Origin of the sequence: Lactococcus allomyrinae, from assembly GCF_003627095.1 — a bacterium.
Lineage (GTDB): Bacteria > Bacillota > Bacilli > Lactobacillales > Streptococcaceae > Lactococcus > Lactococcus allomyrinae.
In genome coordinates, this window is sequence record NZ_CP032627.1 from 1,517,505 (window position 1) to 1,534,932 (window position 17,428).

Below are 17,428 nucleotides of genomic sequence, written 5' to 3' on the forward strand. Positions count from 1 at the left end.
TTAGTTCTCGTTTAATTATATTATAACAAACAAAAAAGATTAGAATTTCCTAATCTTTTTAGATTCCTAAATAATAAGAAAATAGTCTTCTTAGGGATACGCTTGTTATTTTTTTGCCTTATGATAAGAAAGCAGACTTGCTAAACAGATTACAATTGCAAAAACAGTGAGTCCCCACGGATTTGAAGTCACTGTGAAATAACCAATCACAAGTAATACAACTAAGGTCAAAACGGAGAGGATTTTGATAAAGGCTGAACCATATCCGCCTTTGAAATAGAAAATCAAACTTGCGATTAAAAGCATAATCCAAACAATCAAAATCGTATATGAGATTGAACCTGCAAGATAGTTGAAAAGATTTGCTCCAAAGATATAAGACAAGATAACACCAATAAAGAGCAGTCCAGAACAGAAAGCAATGGCATGTAAAGGCGCATTTTTCTCAGAAAGTGCGCTTAACCAACGCGCTGCCCCAAGTTTTGAATCTTTTGTCCGTGAGTAAAGCGAACGTGATGTTGCATAGATTGCTGAGTTAATCACTGAAAAGAGCGCTAAAATGATGATGAAGTTGATAATATGTGCCGCTCCAGGAATTCCAAATTTATCAAAAATGAGTGCAAATGGGCTTTCTTTTGTTGTGCTTAAAAACTTCCAAGAGTAGAGTTCAATAAAAAGAAACATTGGAATGAAGTAAAATGCGACAATACGAGTCATTACTCCACGAATGGCTTTAGGAATCGCTGTCTTTGGGTCTTCCACTTCTGAAACAGTAATAGCCACCAACTCAGAACCTCCATAGGAGTAAATGACCATCAGCATAGCGTTGAAAAAGCCTTTCATCCCATGGGGTGCAAAACCACCATAGGCATTCATCCGTCCCAATCCATCTGCTACTCCCATATGAAGCACTTGAGCAAAGAGAAACCAAATTCCTAAGACAATCAAAACAATAATAACTGCAATCTTTGCGATGGCAAGCCAGTACTCTGTTTCAGCAAATGCCCGTACTGAGTAAAGATTAATTCCCAAAGTAATCAACGCTACAATAAGTACAAAAATCCAATCTGGAACTTTAGGCCACCATACACTCAAAAATTGAGCGATAGCAGATGCTTCTGCTACTGTGACACACATCCATGTTGACCAGTAAACCCAGTCGGTAAAGTGTGCAAAACGCTTACCCACATATGGTTCAATCAATCCCGCCATACCTACAGAGCGTGTTTTTTGATGAAGTACAATTTGTCCAACACCATGCATCACGACAAATAAAATAAGTCCAGCAATTAAGTAGGTAAAAATAACAGATGGACCAGCTGCAGCTATCGCTGAGCCTGAACCTGCAAAAAGACCTGCACCAATCGCTCCCCCAAGTGAGAGCATAACAACGTGTCGAGTTTTCAGTGAAGACTTCAACACTTTTTTAGAATTTTCCATGAAATTCTCCATTTCTATAAAATAGGAGTAGAATTTACTTTTAAATGTGAAAAATAGAAAACCATAATAAGATAATGTAACTTCTTAATAAGTTTTGGTTTTTTCACAGATTTCAAGCGTTCTGACTCAATTCACTGTGGTCAAATCACGTAAAACCCTGCTTGGAGTCGTTTGCGATTAGTTTTACTTTAGTCAGAAATTTTATCATTTCCTAAGACTTGCCACAATTTTTAAAATCCAAAAAGAAAAACCGAATAGCACTTTACTATCCGGTCTTCCTGAGAATCGCAGGCAGCAGAATTTTGAGTGTACTCAAAAGTTGTATCTACGCCTCTGCATAAACACAAACTATCTGCGCCAAAAGTAAAAGACTGTGAATTGTTGTGAATACATCTGGTTCTCCTTATCCTGAATTTTCTATAATTATACTGTCTTTTTGAACAAATTGCAAGAATCAGCTGAATCTTTCGCCATTTTTTTCATCAAAAATCCTGTCAGTATGCTGACGGGATTTTTGATGAATTTTTCCGATATGGTGCAAGCTGTCAGCATACTGACAGGATTACTTTTGTTCTAACATTTTGGAAATGATTTCGTGTGACTTGAAGATATTATCTTGTTTAAGCGTTTTTAAGAGTTCAGATCGATTTTCGCCATCAAAATTTTCTACGGCTTCTACCATTCCTTGGACTAAATGGTCGAAACCACGATTGTATGTCGCTGATTGCCAGCCGTTGATGCCAAAACGCTGACAGTCAAGTCCTACAAATTTTTCAAGTTCTGTCAGTTCTGACAGACGTAGTGTTTCCGTTTGTGACTCTACTGTAAATTCTTCCCTAAAGGCACCTGACATGAGATTCATTGTCGCAATCCCTGTCGTTGTCGCCGTTTCAAGCATGACAGCCGCACGTACCAATTTTCCGTCTTCATCAAAATTGATAGAAGTATGCGTATCCAAAATTTCATCATCTAACAGATAAATCAATGTATCCAATGGATGAATAAAAATATCATACATTGAAAATTGCACATTGCTACTTGCCTGATGAGCAAGATTTTTGCTCACTTTTACCATATTTTTATGTGGTACAGCTTTGAGTTTTTCCGTTTGTGGCGCAAAACGACGGTTGAAGCCAACGACAAAAAGAACATTATTTTCCTCTGCAAGTCGTTGTAATTCCTGAACTTCCGCTAGATTTTCTGACACAGGTTTATCCATTAATACTGGAACTCCTGCTGTTAAATAGCGTTTTGCTAGTCCAAAATGCTGACTTGTTGCTGCATGGATAATGAGCAAATCCAATGTTTCGAGTGAAGCTAAATCTTCTGTAGCGTACTCAAACTTGTATTGTTGACGTACTTTTTCAGCTTTTTCCCATTCACGAGAATACAAAACAAAGCGATGTTCAGCCTGCATTTTTGCATAAACTGGTAAATAAGCTTTACTTGCAATATTTGATGTTGCTCCGATTACTCCGATAATCATTTTTTAGATGTGAGTCCCAATATGAAAATTGCCACTGGTACTTTATAATCACCACTCCTGCCAGATTGGACAAGAAAGCTAGAACTCAATTCCTTTCATTTTAAGATGTGAAGATTGCTCGTCCAAAAGTGTAGTAATTTAGGAAAATGTAGTTCTGTACGAAGCACAGATTCCATTTTATCTAATCACCTAGCTTTTAGCACCCCGAAATCAGTTGTAAGATGTGAGAGGCGCTCGTTCTGAAATTATGAAAATTAGAAAATTTCAGGTTCGTGCGAAAGCACGGTTCTAGAATTTGTCTATTTTCACTAATTTCAAGCGCCCAGAACTCAGCTGTAAGATGTGAGTTCGACTGTTTTGAAAAGTTAAAAAATAGGAAATCTAGAGGTTCTGTCGCAGACAAGTTCCCAGCTTTATCTTTTTTCACACCTTTCAAAAAGGGTTAGTTAATTTATCTCTTTTCTGTCCCTAGAATAAATGACGATGACCATTCCCTGATCAAGTGATACGGTCATTTTATTGCTGATGAATTCATTGCTTGCATAAATTTGACTAAAATTTTCTTCGGCTTTCAAAGGATATTTTGCCCCTTCAATCGCAAGCGTATCCGCACTTTCTACTTGCATAAAACCAATGTAGCGATAAGGTTCAATCTGATATAAAATATGGCGCCCAGGTAATAAATAACGTACTAAATTTTGTTGATCAATTACTGTTATTTTTTCAGCTAAAGTCTGATACTGAGGTCGCGTTGGCAAAAAAACATTGGTCAATAAATGATCCAAACGTCCGCCAAGACTGCCAATAATTGTAAGTTCTGCCTCTGGAAATTTTTCCAATACCCAATCTAAAGCAACTTCTAAATCAGTTTTATCTTTTTGGACAGGCAATTTGACAATTTCTTTACTGCTGACAGAAATTTTTTCAAATTCGTCAGCACTGACAGAATCAAAATCTCCCACTGCAAGATCAGGCTCTTGTCCATTTTCTATCAAAAACAAACTTCCACGGTCTACACCGATTTTTCTGTCAAAACTTTCATTAGGAAGAACTTCGGCTAGACCTGCGACAATCAAAATTTTCATCGATTATCACCCGCCCCTGAAATTTTCCCTCGCTCAAGCCGACTTTCAAGCTTACTCAAATTTGTCCCAGCTATATTTGTTAATGACAGTCCTAAGTACCTAGCAGTAGTTGCGACATACCATAGGACATCTCCTAGCTCTTTACTCAGAGCAAGCTTATCTTCTTCTCTTATTAGGCCTTCTTGGTCACGAATTATTTTTTTTACTTTGTCAGCAACTTCTCCAGACTCCCCTGACAACCCTAAAACTTTATCCAAAAAAGCAAAATCAATTTTATCTATATTTCGGATATCTCCGTTCATGTCAAACTTCACAATTGCTTCTTGATATTCATTTAAGTCCATAAATTCTCCGCTCTAATCCTCTTTCTCAATTATAGCATATCATCAAAAATATAAAACTTGCCGTATCTTTTTACGACAAGTTTGTAAATTAATTTTTGATAATTTTTCTATAAAATTCAAAAGTTGCTAAAGTTGTGAGAAGACTTAGTCCAACAAAACTAAGTGTTCTTCCTGATGTATCATTTGTTTTTGGAAGTTCTGCTTTTTCTTTCGATTTTTGTTCATTATTTGTCGAATGAGTCGACGAAATTACCATTTCTGTTGAGCTTGGAGCAGGTTTTGATGGTGCTGTTGTTGAGCTTGGAGGAGTTGGTTTGGGGCTAGACGGAGTTGGAGCTACTATCCAGTTAACAAAAACATCTGCTGTTGCACTTTCACCGTCATCATCTATAAAATTCACTGTTTCTGAAGCATTGCTTGTGAAAACTTTTGTAAAGACTTTGTTGCTACTATCTGTCGCTGTCCAACCCGCAGCACGACTTTTGATGGTAATCGCTTTATTGGCTCTCAAAGTCGCTGTAACGGCTTTTTCTGTTTTTGTTGTCGTTGAGTAAGTAATACTTGCAATCAAAGGAGCAGGAATTTCTCCAGAAACGACTTTTTCTGCAATATCAATCTTCCCTGCTGTATCATAAGAGGGTAATTCTGTAAAGAAAGTATCCATTGGGTTTGTTGCAAAGCTTAAAGTTGCACCATTACTCTCATCCATCACCAATGCAGCACTAGTATCCACCTTCATACTATTATCAAAACTTAAATTCATTGTATTTGCAGTTTTAGGTGAATAATCAATAAAAGCCCCTGCTCCAGTAGCCGTGACTCCACTCAAATCAACATCACTCACAGCTTTGAGATTCATCGTTGCCTGTGAATTTTGAGCAGCGCTCATATCAAGCATGACATTTGATAAAGTTAAATCGTCAGTCGAGATAACATTCAGCACAGGCAGAGCTGTTGCACTACCTTCTGAAACAAGCTTCACATTGGAAATCGTGATTTTATTTGGAGAAATAGCTCCATACGAATTATTGGCATAAGAGTCGTCCACCAACAAACCGTAATTATTTGGTGCAACCTTAATCGTTTTTCCTTTACCATCAAAATCTTTTGTTAATTGGATTCCTGAACCGCGTCCTCCGATTTGATAAGTACCAGAAATTTCTATATTTTGTACTGACGGATTATCAATAGCTGCTACGAGTTGCTCCTCATTTGAAACTACCACGGGTGAACTTGCATCAGCAAAAGCTGTCAGCACTGACAGGTGACTAAAATTCGTCAAAACAATGTTTCCAAGTAGAATAACTGAAATTATTATTAAGAATTGTAAAATCCTTTTTCTCATAAAATACCCCTTTTCTAATTTTACTTTCATATCATAACACAAGCTTATATACTGCTTCAATAGCATAACACCTCATATTTATAGCATTTTCAAAACTTAATGCTTTCATTATTTTTTCATAATATTATTTTTTCATAATATTAAATAAAATCGAGAATCAAATGATACAAAATTTAGAATTTATTCATAATTGACCCCAAACTAAAAAATGCTCTCCAATATTGGAGAACATTTTTAATTTTTTTAAATGTTTGGATTTTATTTTTAACTTGAACTCACCATCTGATTTAGGTCAGTTTCTGACTATAGATATCCGCCAAAATTCCAAGCAGCATTTGCTTATATTCAAAATCATCCACAAGCACCCCTCGCAAACACCCCTGTTCGTAGTAAAGATCACAGAGCTGACCAAACAGCCGATGATATTGCACGGCTTCATTAGGAACACCTCGCATATTTTCACTCGCCAAGTTGACAAATAAAATCAGCATACTTTCTTCGTCAAGATGCTCTGGCTTAATCCAATAATTTGCGTAAGCAGAAATCACAAATTCAGCAATAAAATCTGATATAAACTGTGGTTCAAAGTAATCATATTTATAAAGCTCATGCGTCACCACCGCACGCTCCGCCATTCGTTCAGCCAATTGGCGTGTCGCCAAATCCACCATTGGTTCATATTCAGAATCCGCCTGTTTCAAGCGAAAATCATCTTCATTTTCCATGATTTTATTATACCAAGATGTGAGTACGATTGCCAAGAAATGCAGCGAAATGGGGATAGAGTGAATGAATGGATAGCAGAGTACCTTTTTTCACTCATTTCTAATCATAAGAAATTGATGATTAAGATGTCAGTAACATCAGAAATTCACTGTAATGGTTGACACTAATAACTTCAAAAAGCTATCATGGTCTCAATTTCATCTTAATCGTGTATGCCGCCCCTAGCATTCCTGCATCATTTTGCAGACCAGCGGGTTTGATTTCGGTCAGCAGACCTTGATTTTTTATCCGACTTAGGCCGAAATGTCGCTCAATCAGCTCAGACCATTTCGCTTGAAGCGCTCTTATGAAGTAATCATTCGCCGAGATGCCGCCGCCGATCAAGATGACTTCTGGGTCGAAGCAAGCCGTCAGGTTCATGAGATTGACCGTGAGGTCGCACAGAAACTGCTCAAAGACAATACCTGCGATTTTGTCGCCTGCTTGTGCCAAATCCACGACTTCTTTTGCCTCAAGTAATGGCGTAAAATGGCCATGGGTGATGGATTTTTGCGCTTCGTTGTAAGTCCGTAAAAGTCCCATGACGGCTGCTGCTTTGAAGTTTTGCGAAACATCTTCAAGCTCGCCGACCACTGTGATGCCATTGGTCAGCGCCCACCCAAATTCGCCTGCAATGCCGTGTCCGCCGCGATAAATCTGGTCATTGATGACAATGCCGCCGCCGATGCCTGTGCCAAGCGCCATGACCATGTAATCCGAATAATCCTTGCCAGCACCGAGCCACTTTTCAGCAATGGCAGCTGCATTCGCATCATTTTCCACCACTACAGGCAAGTCTGTCAGTGCTGACAGCTTTTCGCGCAAAGGCAGGCCGTACATTTTTGTCAAGCCGCCAAAATTGACCATGACCCCGTCGCGATTGGGCGTGCCTGGTGCTGAAATGCCAATGCCCGCAAGCTCAAAGCGCACTGACAGACTTTTTGTCATTTCTGTCAGCGCTGACAGAAACGGTTTTTCTTCATCAGGTGTCGGAAATTTACCTTTTTCCAAAATTTCGCCGTCATCAGCGACCACGCCGTATTTGACAAACGTCCCACCGATGTCAAACGCTAAAAAATCACTCATATTGCTTCCTCCAAGCCGTTATGGTCTATTATATCATGATACCAAGCAAAAGAATCTTTCTTGCTGCGGGCAAGTGTGCCATTGCCTTGATTGTCCTTGTCCACATATATCATACCATAGCGCTTCTCCATCTCGCCAGAACCAAAGCTGACAATGTCGATGACGCCCCACGGCGTGTAGCCCATTAGCTCGACGCCGTCTTCATTAACCGCTTTTTCCATCTGCTCAATGTGCGCACGCAGATAGTCAATCCGATAATCGTCATGCACGCTACCGTCCGCTTCTTTCTTGTCATAAGCGCCAAAACCATTTTCCACGATAAATAATGGTTTTTCGTAGCGCTCATACACGGCATTTAACACATAGCGTAAGCCGACAGGGTCAATCTGCCAGCCCCAGTCGCTCGCTTTGATGTAGGGATTTTTGGTCATTTTTGCATTTGGAAAATCTGAAATCATCTGTCCATCAAGCTCCGCAATCGTCGTCTCAGCATTTGACATATAATACGAAAATCCGATATAATCCACCGTTCCATCAGCAAGCGCTTGCAACTCGTCCGCCGAGTAATCCATCTGATAACCCTGCTTTTCCCAGTATTTGAGCGTGTAGCGCGGAATGTGACCGCGTGCGTGAATGTCGCTGTAAAAATAGCGCCGCTCCATGACCTTGACCGCCGCCATCGCATCTAGCGGACTACAAGAATACGCATAAATCGGCACGTAAGCCATCATGCAGCCGATTTGAAAATCAGGATTGATTTCATGCCCAAGCTTGACAACTTTTGCGGAGGCAATCAATTCATTCAACGCCGCTTGAAAGACAACTTCTTCTTTATTTTCATCATCAGCAATCTTCACCGCCGAATTGGTCCAAACATGAAGTGCTGACTGACCGTCCGCTTGGTTATTGATCTCGTTGAAGGTCATCCAATACTTGACCTTGTGCTGATAGCGCGTCATGACGGTTTTGGCATATTTGACAAAAAAGTCAATCAGTTTTTTATTGCGAAATCCGCCGTATTCGGTGTAGAGATGATAGGGAATTTCAAAGTGCGAAAGCGTAATCACAGGTTCAATTCCATTTGCCAAAAGCTCGTCAAACAGCGCGTCATAGAACTGTAAGCCCGCTTCATTTGGCAATTCATCATCGCCATTGGGGAAAATCCGACTCCATGAAATCGACGTCCGAAAGGCCTTTAAACCCAGCTCCTGAAAGAGTTTGATGTCCTCTTTATAATGATGATAAAAATCAATCGCCTCGTGATTTGGATAATATTTGCCACTGACAATTCCGTCAGTAATCTCGCGTTCGACACCATTGCTGCCAGCCGTCATCACGTCCGCACAGGATAGTCCGCGACCGTCCGCGTCATAAGCACCCTCAATCTGATGCGCTGCCACAGCGCCGCCCCAGAGGAAATTTTTTGGAAATTCTTTTGTCATTTTACCACCTCAACTTCGCCAATTTTTTCCGTCAAATCATTGATATAAAACCGAATGACACCAGCCTCCAACTGCTTTTCGCCTTGATTATTCACTGCTGACAGGCTGTCAGTACTGACAGAAAATTCAACACGCTTACTTTCTCCTTTGTCAAGCGCAACTCGTTTGAAATCAAGCAACTCGCGCACAGGCCGAACGATTTTTGACACAGGGTCTTCCATGAAAAGTAAAACGCTTTCTGCTGTGTCATACTCACTTTCATTGGTCAGTAATAAACTGATACTGACAGGCTGTAAGTTCGTCATGACCCTATCTGACAGCCTGATTTCACTCATTTTCACGCGCCCATAGCGCAATCCTTGCCCAAAACTAAACAAAGGACCAATCGGTAAATCTTGATAACGGCTGCTGTAAGTGCTGTCATTAGCAGGACGACCAGAGCGCAACTCATTATAACGCAGCGGTACTTGACTGCTGACCCGCGGAAAACTCATCGGCAAACGACCTGTTGGACTGTCAAGACCAAGCGCCAACTCCGCAATCGCTGACCCTGCTTCATTGCCCAAATACCAAGTCCATAAAAGCGCATCCAGCTCATCAATCACAGTACCAAGCGCAAGCGGACGCCCCGCAAAGCCCAGTCCAATCACTTTCTTGCCCAAAGCTTTCAGGTCAAAAATCAAAGATTGCTGCGCAGCAGGAAGCTCCAGATTGACCGACGAATGCCCCTCGCCCGACTTACCCCACGACTCACCAACTGTGACGAGCACTTTGTCAGTACTGACAAGCACTTCCTCTGGCACCTCGCCAAGAAATTCATAAGCAAAAACCCTGTCAGTGTACTGACGGAAACCATTTTCGACAGAAATCGTCTCTGACACCTTGCCCTTGCAGTTCCAGTTCCCTAGCAACTCCTGTGTTTTGGCAAATGGACCAATGATAAGCACATTGTCATTTTTTGATAAAGGCAAGAGTTCATTGTCATTTTTCAGCAAAACACAGCTTTCCTTTGCTGCATTTCTAGCCGCTTTGACCAGCTCATCAGAGCGCACTATTTCGGCTTCTTTTGCTCCATCAGCAAACGGACGTTCAAACAAGCCCAATTCATTTTTTAAGCTCAAAATTTTCCAAACCGCTGTGTCAATTTTCCCTAGCAATTCAGGCGATTGCTCCACAAAATCCGCACCATGTTTCAAAAAGGTATTCGAGACCATTTCAATCTCAATCCCAGCCTCAAGTGCCAAAAGTCCAGCTGTTGCATCATCAGCCGCTACACCGTGATTTTTCAGCTCACTCACAGCGCCCCAGTCCGAAATCAATAATTCATCAAAATCAAAACGCCCACGCAGAATCTCATCGAGTAGCCATTTAGAAGCCGTGGCAGGCTCCCCATTGAGCGAATTAAACGAAGCCATCACCATTCGAGGTTTAGCCTGCAATGACAGCTCGTAAGTCCGCGCATAAAAGCCGAAAAACTCCTTCATACTCATATCCACACTGGCATAATCACGACCACCATCTGGCGCACCATAAGCCGCAAAATGCTTCAAACAAGCCACCACACCGTCAGGCGCAATCCCACCATCGCGAGAACCTTGATACCCCTCAATCATCGCACGCCCCAGCTCACCAGAAACAATAGCGTCCTCGCCAAAACTCTCCATGACACGCCCCAGCGACTATCACGCACCACATCCGTCATCGGCGAAAAATCCACCTGAATGCCAGAAGCACGCAACTCACAGGCTGTCAGTCGCCCAACATCACGCAGCAACTCGCGGTCAAACGAACTCGCAAGCGCCAAAGGAATCGGAAAAATCGTCCGATACCCATGTATCGCATCATGCATAAACATCAAAGGAATCTTCAATCGACTCTTTGCCAAATACTCCGTCTGCACCGCATTGATCGCCGCAGCCCCAGACACACCAAGCACCGAGCCAATCTGATAAATATTCTCCTGATTAAATCCCAAATCCTCCATCGAAGGACCCGTAATCACCAACTCATCAGCAAACTCCTCGCCCACAAAATGCTCACCCGTCGTCTGCGTCATCTGCCCCAACTTCTCAGCCAAAGTCATTGACTCAAACAACTGTCGTAAATTTTTTTCATCCATTTTTTTACACCTTCAAAACAATAAGCGCCAGAACGATAATAGGAGGAAACCATTCATTCTAGCGCTCATCTTACACTTTTTACTTTTTATGACCAGTCAGCTGAGTTGGAAGTTCTTTTCCTTGCCTCAACTCATCATAGAGAATACACCCTACCAAATGACTCGCATCATCTCCTGAGACATCTGTCGGTTTCAAATCAACCTCATACTCCCGACAGCCCTCATGGACAAAAGCACAACGATCAGCGAAAGGACAACCAGCCCCCAAAGTCGCCATATCAGGCGGCGTTCCAGGAATACCGCCCAACTCTCGCCGCGGTCCATGCAAAGGCGGAAATGAATTAATCAAGCCTTTAGTATAAGGATGCCTCGCGTGCTCATACAAATCCAACGCAGGCCCATCTTCAATAATCTGACCCGCATACATAATCGCAATCCGATCCGCAATCTCAATCAACAAAGACATATCATGCGTGATAAAAATAACCGCAAATCCCAGCTTCTTACGCAACTCCGTAATCTGCTCCACAATCTGTCGCTGCATGACCACATCAAGTGCCGTCGTCGGCTCATCCATGATTAAAACCTTTGGCTCAAGCGCCAAAGCCATCGCAATCATGACCCGTTGTCGCATCCCGCCAGACAGCTGATGAGGAAAAGATTCCAAACGGTCAGGGGAAATTCCCACCATTTCCATCAATTCCACCGCACGCTTTTGCAGCTGCATCTTATCCCAGTCTGGGCGGTGCGCCTGTATGGCATCCTTGATTTGACGTCCCACCTTATACACAGGGTTGAGCGAGTTCATCGCCCCTTGAAAAACGACAGCTTCATCAACCCAGCGTTGTTCACGCAGCTCCTTATCGGACATTTTCAGCAAATCACGTCGTTCGCCATCGACCCCTTTTATCCAAACTTCGCCACTCGTAATCAATCCTGGCGGAGGCAATAAACGCGTCGCACCATAAACCAAAGTTGATTTCCCACAACCCGATTCACCAGCCAAGCCTAAAACCTCTCCCTCATGCAAGGTCAAGCTGACGCCACGCAAAACGTGTGCCGCATCATCTGTATAGCCATAATCTACACTCAAATTCTTAATTTCAAGTACAGGCTCTGCTTTTGAAAAATCTGTCATGATTTTACCTCCTGACCTTTGATGACACGCCCTCGTTCATCATGATTACGATTAGCAATCGGCGTAAAACCAACACGTGGACGAATGCCACGTTTTTTCAAAATCTTAGCGTTCATGCCCGTATTACGCAAGCGTGGATTGACAAATTCATCAATCCCAAAATTAATCAAAGCAAGACTCATCCCAAGAAAAGCCACACAAAGCCCCGCAGGCGCATACCACCACCATTGCCCCGAGGTAAACGCGCCATTATTTTGCGCATAATAAAGTACCGTTCCCCAAGACCAATCTGAAGGCGGGATAATCCCAATATAAGACAAAGTCACAAGTGACATAATCGCAGCCGTTACCGTGCCAATAAAAGTCGAAGCCAAAATCGCTGTCAAGTTTGGCAAAATCTCAAAAATGATAATCCGCCAACGTGACTCGCCAGAAGCACGCGCTGCCTCTACAAAATCACGTGTCCGCAAAGACATCGTTTGCGAGCGCAACACCCGTGCACCCCAAGCCCAGCCCGTAAATGAAATCACTAATACAATCGCGCCAAGTCCCGCATTTTGCATCGTCCCCATGATGATAATAATCAAAGGCAAGCCAGGAATAACCAAGAAAATATTTGTCAACATGGACAACAGCTCATCGCCCCAGCCCGACAAGAAACCAGCCGAGACACCAATAACTGCAGCGAGCACCGTCGCAATCACTCCCGTAGATAAGCTCACCACCATAACGCCACGTGTTCCGATCACTAATTGTGAGAAAATATCCTGTCCCACATTAGTTGTCCCCAAAAGATGTTGCATAGACGGTGCAGCATTTGACAAAGGAGACGTTTTATTTGGGTCAAATGGTGCAAGGATCGGTCCAAAAATTGCGACCAAGATAAAGAAAGCAAAAATACTTAAACCGATGATTGACTTCGTATTTCGTAAGAAAACCATATGCTGTTTTTTTGCCACTTTTGGCTCTGATGTTTGTTTTACTTCAGTCATTTTACCCCTCCTTTCGCGTCCGTGGGTCAAGAAAGGCATAAACCACATCCGCCACAATATTTGCAAGTAGTACCGACATTGTAATCACAAGGAAAATCCCTTGCATCAATGGATAATCGTGATTATTTGTTGCTTGAAGCAGACGATAGCCAATCCCTTGATAATTAAAGACTTGTTCCATAACCAAAGTCCCAGAAACCACAAAACCAAGTGATAAAGCAAACCCAGAAATCTGTGGCAAAATCGCATTTCTTGAAGCATAGCGGAACATAACGACTGATTCTCTCAAACCTTTAGCATGAGCGACCGTCACATAGTCCTCTGAAGAAACCGTGACCATCATATTCCGCATCCCAAGAATCCAACCTGCCATTGAGCTTAAAACAATCGTCAAAGCAGGAAGAAATCCATAATAAGCCACCGAAGAAATAAAAGCACCGTTCAGTCCTGGCATCGCATCAATCGAATAAGATCCGCCTTGTGGGAACCATTGTAATGCTGTTGCAAAAATCGCAATCGCCATCAAGCCAATCCAAAAATAAGGAACAGATGAAAAGAAAGTTGTAATAGGAATCAAAGCATCCCATTTTGTACCACGACGCCAACCCAAAATAATACCAATCGTTGTCCCAATCACAAAAGCAATAATCGTTGCTAAGCCCACCAGACCAATCGTCCAAGGCAAAGATTGAGCAATAATCGTCGAAACTTTTGTCGGATAAGCTTGCAAGGATACACCGAGATTGCCATGAAAAAGCTTGACCCAATAATCAATATATTGTTGCCAAAGGGTTTCATGTGAATCCATTCCAAAAAGTTTACGCAATGAATTAACCGCGTCAACCGAAATTTGTCCCTGATAGCGCGCAATTAATGCTTGCACAGGGTCTCCAGGCATCATTCGCGGAATAAAGAAATTCAACGTTACTGCTGCCCATGCCGTTACGATATAAAAAGTCGCACGACGAATGAAAAATTTCATGAGTTAATCTCCTTATTTTGAGCAATTTTTGCTTTGACTTCATCAGGCAATTCCATATCATGGATTGTTTTAAGTTCACCCTTATCTCCGATATTTACCATCGCTTCAGGATGATCCGTATAAAGCCAACACGCTACTTCTTGGCCCGTCGCAGCTCGTACTGTCGGTGGCACCTCACGCGCGCAAAGCTCCGTAGCAAACGGACAACGTGTCCGAAAACGACAACCTGACGGTGGATCAATCAAGCTTGGTGCTTCCCCGTGTGCCTCGCCTCGCAAAGCATTGAGCGCATCAGGGTCAGGTGCCGAGTTCACCAACAAATCCGTATAAGGATGCGCTGGATGTTGTGTGACCATCTCAGATGGACCACGCTCAATCACCCGTCCTGCGTACATAACCAAAGTCTCATCAGCAAAATACCGAGCCGAAGCCACATCGTGCGTAATATACAAAATCGCAATTCCTTCATTGTCACGCAAATCTTTAAGAAGGTTGAGAATGCCCAGACGAATAGATACATCTAGCATAGAGATTGGCTCATCAGCAAGTAACACTTTAGGATCTGCCGCCAAAGCACGTGCAATAGAAACCCGCTGACGCTGTCCTCCCGAAAGCTCATGAGGAAATTTATCAATATATCGCTCCGCTGGCGTTAATTTTACTCTCTGGAGTAATTCAATCACGGCTTCTTCTAACTTCTTACCACGCAGTCCCTTTTTGTGAATCTGTAAAGCACGCCCAAGAATATAGCGAATTGTATGTACTGCATTCAATGAACCAAAAGGGTCTTGAAAAATCATTTGCACTTGATTGGTATATTCACGAAACCTTTTCCCCGATTTTGCATTGACAGGCTGTCCATTAAGCTCAATCGTACCACTCGTAATCGGCACAAGTTGGCTTAATAATTTTGCGATAGTAGATTTACCAGAGCCAGACTCTCCCACCAGAGCAACCACCTGACCTGCGTACAAATCAAGGCTGACATCATCTGTCGCGTGCACGACCTTATCCCGTTTAATCCCACCAACCGGAAAGTGCTTAACGATGTGTTTTGCACTCAAAACTGGACTTTCATTTGTTTCACGAGAAGATTCCGTTGCTTTTGAATTTATTGTAGTTTTCATATTTTCTTTCACTGGCAATTTAGCACCTTCTTTTTAAATTAAAGTTCTTCAGAAACTCTTTTACTTTTGCAAACGGAGTTTGATGAAAAAATAAAGTTTATAAATACATTTATTACTATAAATTATTCGCTACAAGATGCTTTAACGAATAACTACTTCATAGTGTAAAACTCACACCATGACATCTATCTTTAAAATTCCAGTGAATCTTAAAGATGGATTAACATAGTAAAGAAAAGGCTCAAAAGAACCCTTTCTGCTTACTTCTTCTTTTATTTGATTCAGTTACTTGCTGGTTTTAGTTTAGTTAAAACTAAGGTTTCAGCTGGCGTTGTCATATTGATATCTGTATATGGATTTTCTTTCGTTGGCCATCCCGTGTAGTATCTTTCTGTATAATTTCCCCAAACTGGAACTTCAAGTACAGGAATAACTGGAACTTGTTCTACATATACCTTTTGAATCGTGGCAAGGTCTTTCGTTCTTTGTGCATCAGAAGTGGCATTAGCATAATCTTTCAGAGCAGCTGAGGCTTCTGGATTTTGGAAACGACCAAAATTATAGGTTGCAACTTGCCCAAGTGGTTTGTAGAAAGATTGGTCCATTGAATCAAGGTAGATGTTATATGGAGTAAATCCAGAATCTGTCCAGTGAAGCGCACCATCAAAGTTCCCCTTAGAAATTTGATCATTCCATGTATCATAAGATGGATTTTGAACTGTGACTTTCGCACCCAAAGACTCAATTTCAGAACCAATAAGTTGAAGCTCTGCATCATAGTCTGACCAACCTGCTGGGTCTGTCAACATGACTGTTACTGCATTACCTTTTGCATCCTTCAATCCATTCTTAGTACCCACTCCTGTGTAGCCGGCTTTTGTAAGAATTGTTTTTGCATCAGAAAGACTCGTCTTGAAAGTTTGTCCTGTATAATCTGACGAGATAAAATCTTTACCTGATTCTGGAAGCCCTGTAACACTCGTAATTGGGCTTGATGCACCTGTAGTTCCTTGTTGAGAAAGTTGTGCGCGGTCAATCACTGTTGACACTGCTTGACGGAAACTAAGATTTGAAAAAGCCCCTTTGGCATCATTGGTAAATAACGTTGTGTTACCAAGTGTTGATGGATACCATGCTTTATTCGCTTTATTTTTGCCAACCACGCTGTCTTGTAATTTGCGATATAAACGAAGCCGTGGTCAACTTGACCTGATGTCATTGCGTTTGTCAAAGAAGTATTATCATTGTATTCAATATAGCGAATCGTTGGAACTTTAAGTTTTCCACCCCAATAATTTGGATTGGCAGTCAAAGTTACTCCTTGAGTTGACCAAGATTTAAGCACGTAAGGTCCTGTACCTACTGGTTTTTGGTCAGTCCATTTTGTTGCGTCTTGGTCTTTCCAAATATGTTCTGGAATAATAAATTGGCCATAAATTGCACTTTGATGCACATATTGATTTGACGTAAAGTTGATCGTTACTGTATCACCAGATGTGGTAATATCTCCAAATGGAATGGATTGGCTATTCAAAGCTGGTGTTTTCTTCATAAGATTGAAAGTATAAGCAACATCTTCTGCGGTCAATGGCTTACCATCTGACCATTTCACACCTTTACGAATAGTAAATTTAACTTGGGTATAATCTGAGTTCCATTCCCATTTTGTAGCTAACCAACCTTGAGGTTTTTGAGTGGGGTCAACATCATTATATTGAACCAATGTTTCATAAATCGCATAACGATAACCTTGAACTGAAGCTGCTGAAGTCCCTAAGAAAGGATTTGAGTTATTCGTTTGAGGACCATCTGGTTTACCAAATGTAAGCACATGTGAAGGTGCTGCAGTTTTGTTACCACTAGCACTTGATGAACCACAGGCAGCAAGTGTTGCAACGGCAAGGACAGATGCACTACCAAGTGCAACTTTTTTCCAAAGTTTCATTTTGTTTCCTCCTAATGAAAACAATTTTATTTTACAAATTAAAATACAAAGTCTAACTTCCATTTAGTATTTCTCTTATCATAGATAAGAGAAAGGGCTAGCCCTTTGAATTTTGATTACGCTTACATTATA

The 17,428-nt window shown here is 41.7% G+C and carries 15 protein-coding genes and 2 pseudogenes; 1 reads left to right on the top strand and 16 read right to left on the bottom strand.

Annotated elements, in window-relative coordinates; translation table 11 throughout:
• Positions 1-105: 105 nt before the first annotated feature.
• On the bottom strand, positions 106-1,440 hold the full coding sequence (locus tag D7I46_RS07030) for an amino acid permease (protein ID WP_120772255.1): 1,335 nt from the start codon (positions 1,438-1,440) through the stop codon (positions 106-108).
• 436 nt (positions 1,441-1,876) lie between these two features.
• Here D7I46_RS07030 and D7I46_RS13280 point away from each other — a divergent pair, with 436 nt between their 5' ends.
• Entirely contained in the window at positions 1,877-2,017 is a 141-nt protein-coding gene (locus D7I46_RS13280) for a hypothetical protein (protein WP_162930849.1), read from the top strand.
• Here the strand turns inward: D7I46_RS13280 and D7I46_RS07035 are convergent.
• The 15 genes and pseudogenes from D7I46_RS07035 to D7I46_RS13500 form a co-directional block, all read right to left on the bottom strand.
• Entirely contained in the window at positions 2,003-2,926 is a 924-nt protein-coding gene (locus D7I46_RS07035; RefSeq protein ID WP_120772256.1) for a Gfo/Idh/MocA family protein, read from the bottom strand. The genes D7I46_RS13280 and D7I46_RS07035 overlap by 15 nt on opposite strands.
• A gap of 446 nt (positions 2,927-3,372) precedes the next feature.
• The gene (locus D7I46_RS07040) at positions 3,373-4,011 is read right to left on the bottom strand and encodes a thiamine diphosphokinase (protein WP_120772257.1); all 639 of its coding nucleotides are present in this window, start codon (positions 4,009-4,011) and stop codon (positions 3,373-3,375) included.
• Positions 4,008-4,355, bottom strand: a complete 348-nt coding sequence (locus tag D7I46_RS07045) for a nucleoside triphosphate pyrophosphohydrolase family protein (protein ID WP_120772258.1) — start codon at positions 4,353-4,355, stop codon at positions 4,008-4,010. The genes D7I46_RS07040 and D7I46_RS07045 overlap by 4 nt, the downstream gene beginning before the upstream one ends.
• Before the next feature lie 88 nt (positions 4,356-4,443).
• Positions 4,444-5,700: an LPXTG cell wall anchor domain-containing protein gene (locus tag D7I46_RS07050; protein WP_162930850.1), complete on the bottom strand. Its 1,257-nt coding sequence runs from the start codon at positions 5,698-5,700 to the stop codon at positions 4,444-4,446.
• Between the two features lie 287 nt (positions 5,701-5,987).
• A complete protein-coding gene (locus D7I46_RS07055; protein ID WP_162930851.1) occupies positions 5,988-6,425 on the bottom strand; it encodes a hypothetical protein in 438 nt (145 codons plus the stop codon).
• Between the two features lie 184 nt (positions 6,426-6,609).
• The gene (locus D7I46_RS07060) at positions 6,610-7,551 is read right to left on the bottom strand and encodes an ROK family protein (protein ID WP_120772260.1); all 942 of its coding nucleotides are present in this window, start codon (positions 7,549-7,551) and stop codon (positions 6,610-6,612) included.
• Positions 7,548-8,993: a 6-phospho-beta-glucosidase gene (locus D7I46_RS07065; RefSeq protein ID WP_120772261.1), complete on the bottom strand. Its 1,446-nt coding sequence runs from the start codon at positions 8,991-8,993 to the stop codon at positions 7,548-7,550. The genes D7I46_RS07060 and D7I46_RS07065 overlap by 4 nt, the downstream gene beginning before the upstream one ends.
• Entirely contained in the window at positions 8,990-9,328 is a 339-nt protein-coding gene (locus D7I46_RS13795; protein ID WP_420844016.1) for a fibronectin type III-like domain-contianing protein, read from the bottom strand. The genes D7I46_RS07065 and D7I46_RS13795 overlap by 4 nt, the downstream gene beginning before the upstream one ends.
• 72 nt (positions 9,329-9,400) lie before the next feature.
• Positions 9,401-11,112: pseudogene (locus D7I46_RS13800) on the bottom strand (glycoside hydrolase family 3 N-terminal domain-containing protein); the annotation flags it as partial.
• A 79-nt stretch (positions 11,113-11,191) separates the two neighbouring features.
• On the bottom strand, positions 11,192-12,250 hold the full coding sequence (locus D7I46_RS07075; protein ID WP_120772262.1) for an ABC transporter ATP-binding protein: 1,059 nt from the start codon (positions 12,248-12,250) through the stop codon (positions 11,192-11,194).
• Positions 12,247-13,242: an ABC transporter permease gene (locus D7I46_RS07080; RefSeq protein WP_120772263.1), complete on the bottom strand. Its 996-nt coding sequence runs from the start codon at positions 13,240-13,242 to the stop codon at positions 12,247-12,249. Before D7I46_RS07080 ends, D7I46_RS07075 begins: the two co-directional genes overlap by 4 nt.
• A gap of 1 nt (position 13,243) precedes the next feature.
• The gene (locus tag D7I46_RS07085) at positions 13,244-14,224 is read right to left on the bottom strand and encodes an ABC transporter permease (protein ID WP_120772264.1); all 981 of its coding nucleotides are present in this window, start codon (positions 14,222-14,224) and stop codon (positions 13,244-13,246) included.
• Positions 14,221-15,351: an ABC transporter ATP-binding protein gene (locus tag D7I46_RS07090; RefSeq protein ID WP_120773317.1), complete on the bottom strand. Its 1,131-nt coding sequence runs from the start codon at positions 15,349-15,351 to the stop codon at positions 14,221-14,223. The genes D7I46_RS07085 and D7I46_RS07090 overlap by 4 nt, the downstream gene beginning before the upstream one ends.
• Positions 15,352-15,632: 281 nt before the next feature.
• Positions 15,633-16,514 (bottom strand): ABC transporter substrate-binding protein, encoded by an 882-nt coding sequence (locus D7I46_RS13495; protein WP_240424374.1) that lies wholly within the window; start codon positions 16,512-16,514, stop codon positions 15,633-15,635.
• 35 nt (positions 16,515-16,549) lie between these two features.
• Positions 16,550-17,359: pseudogene (locus tag D7I46_RS13500) on the bottom strand (ABC transporter substrate-binding protein); the annotation flags it as partial.
• Between the last annotated feature and the right edge of the window lie 69 nt (positions 17,360-17,428).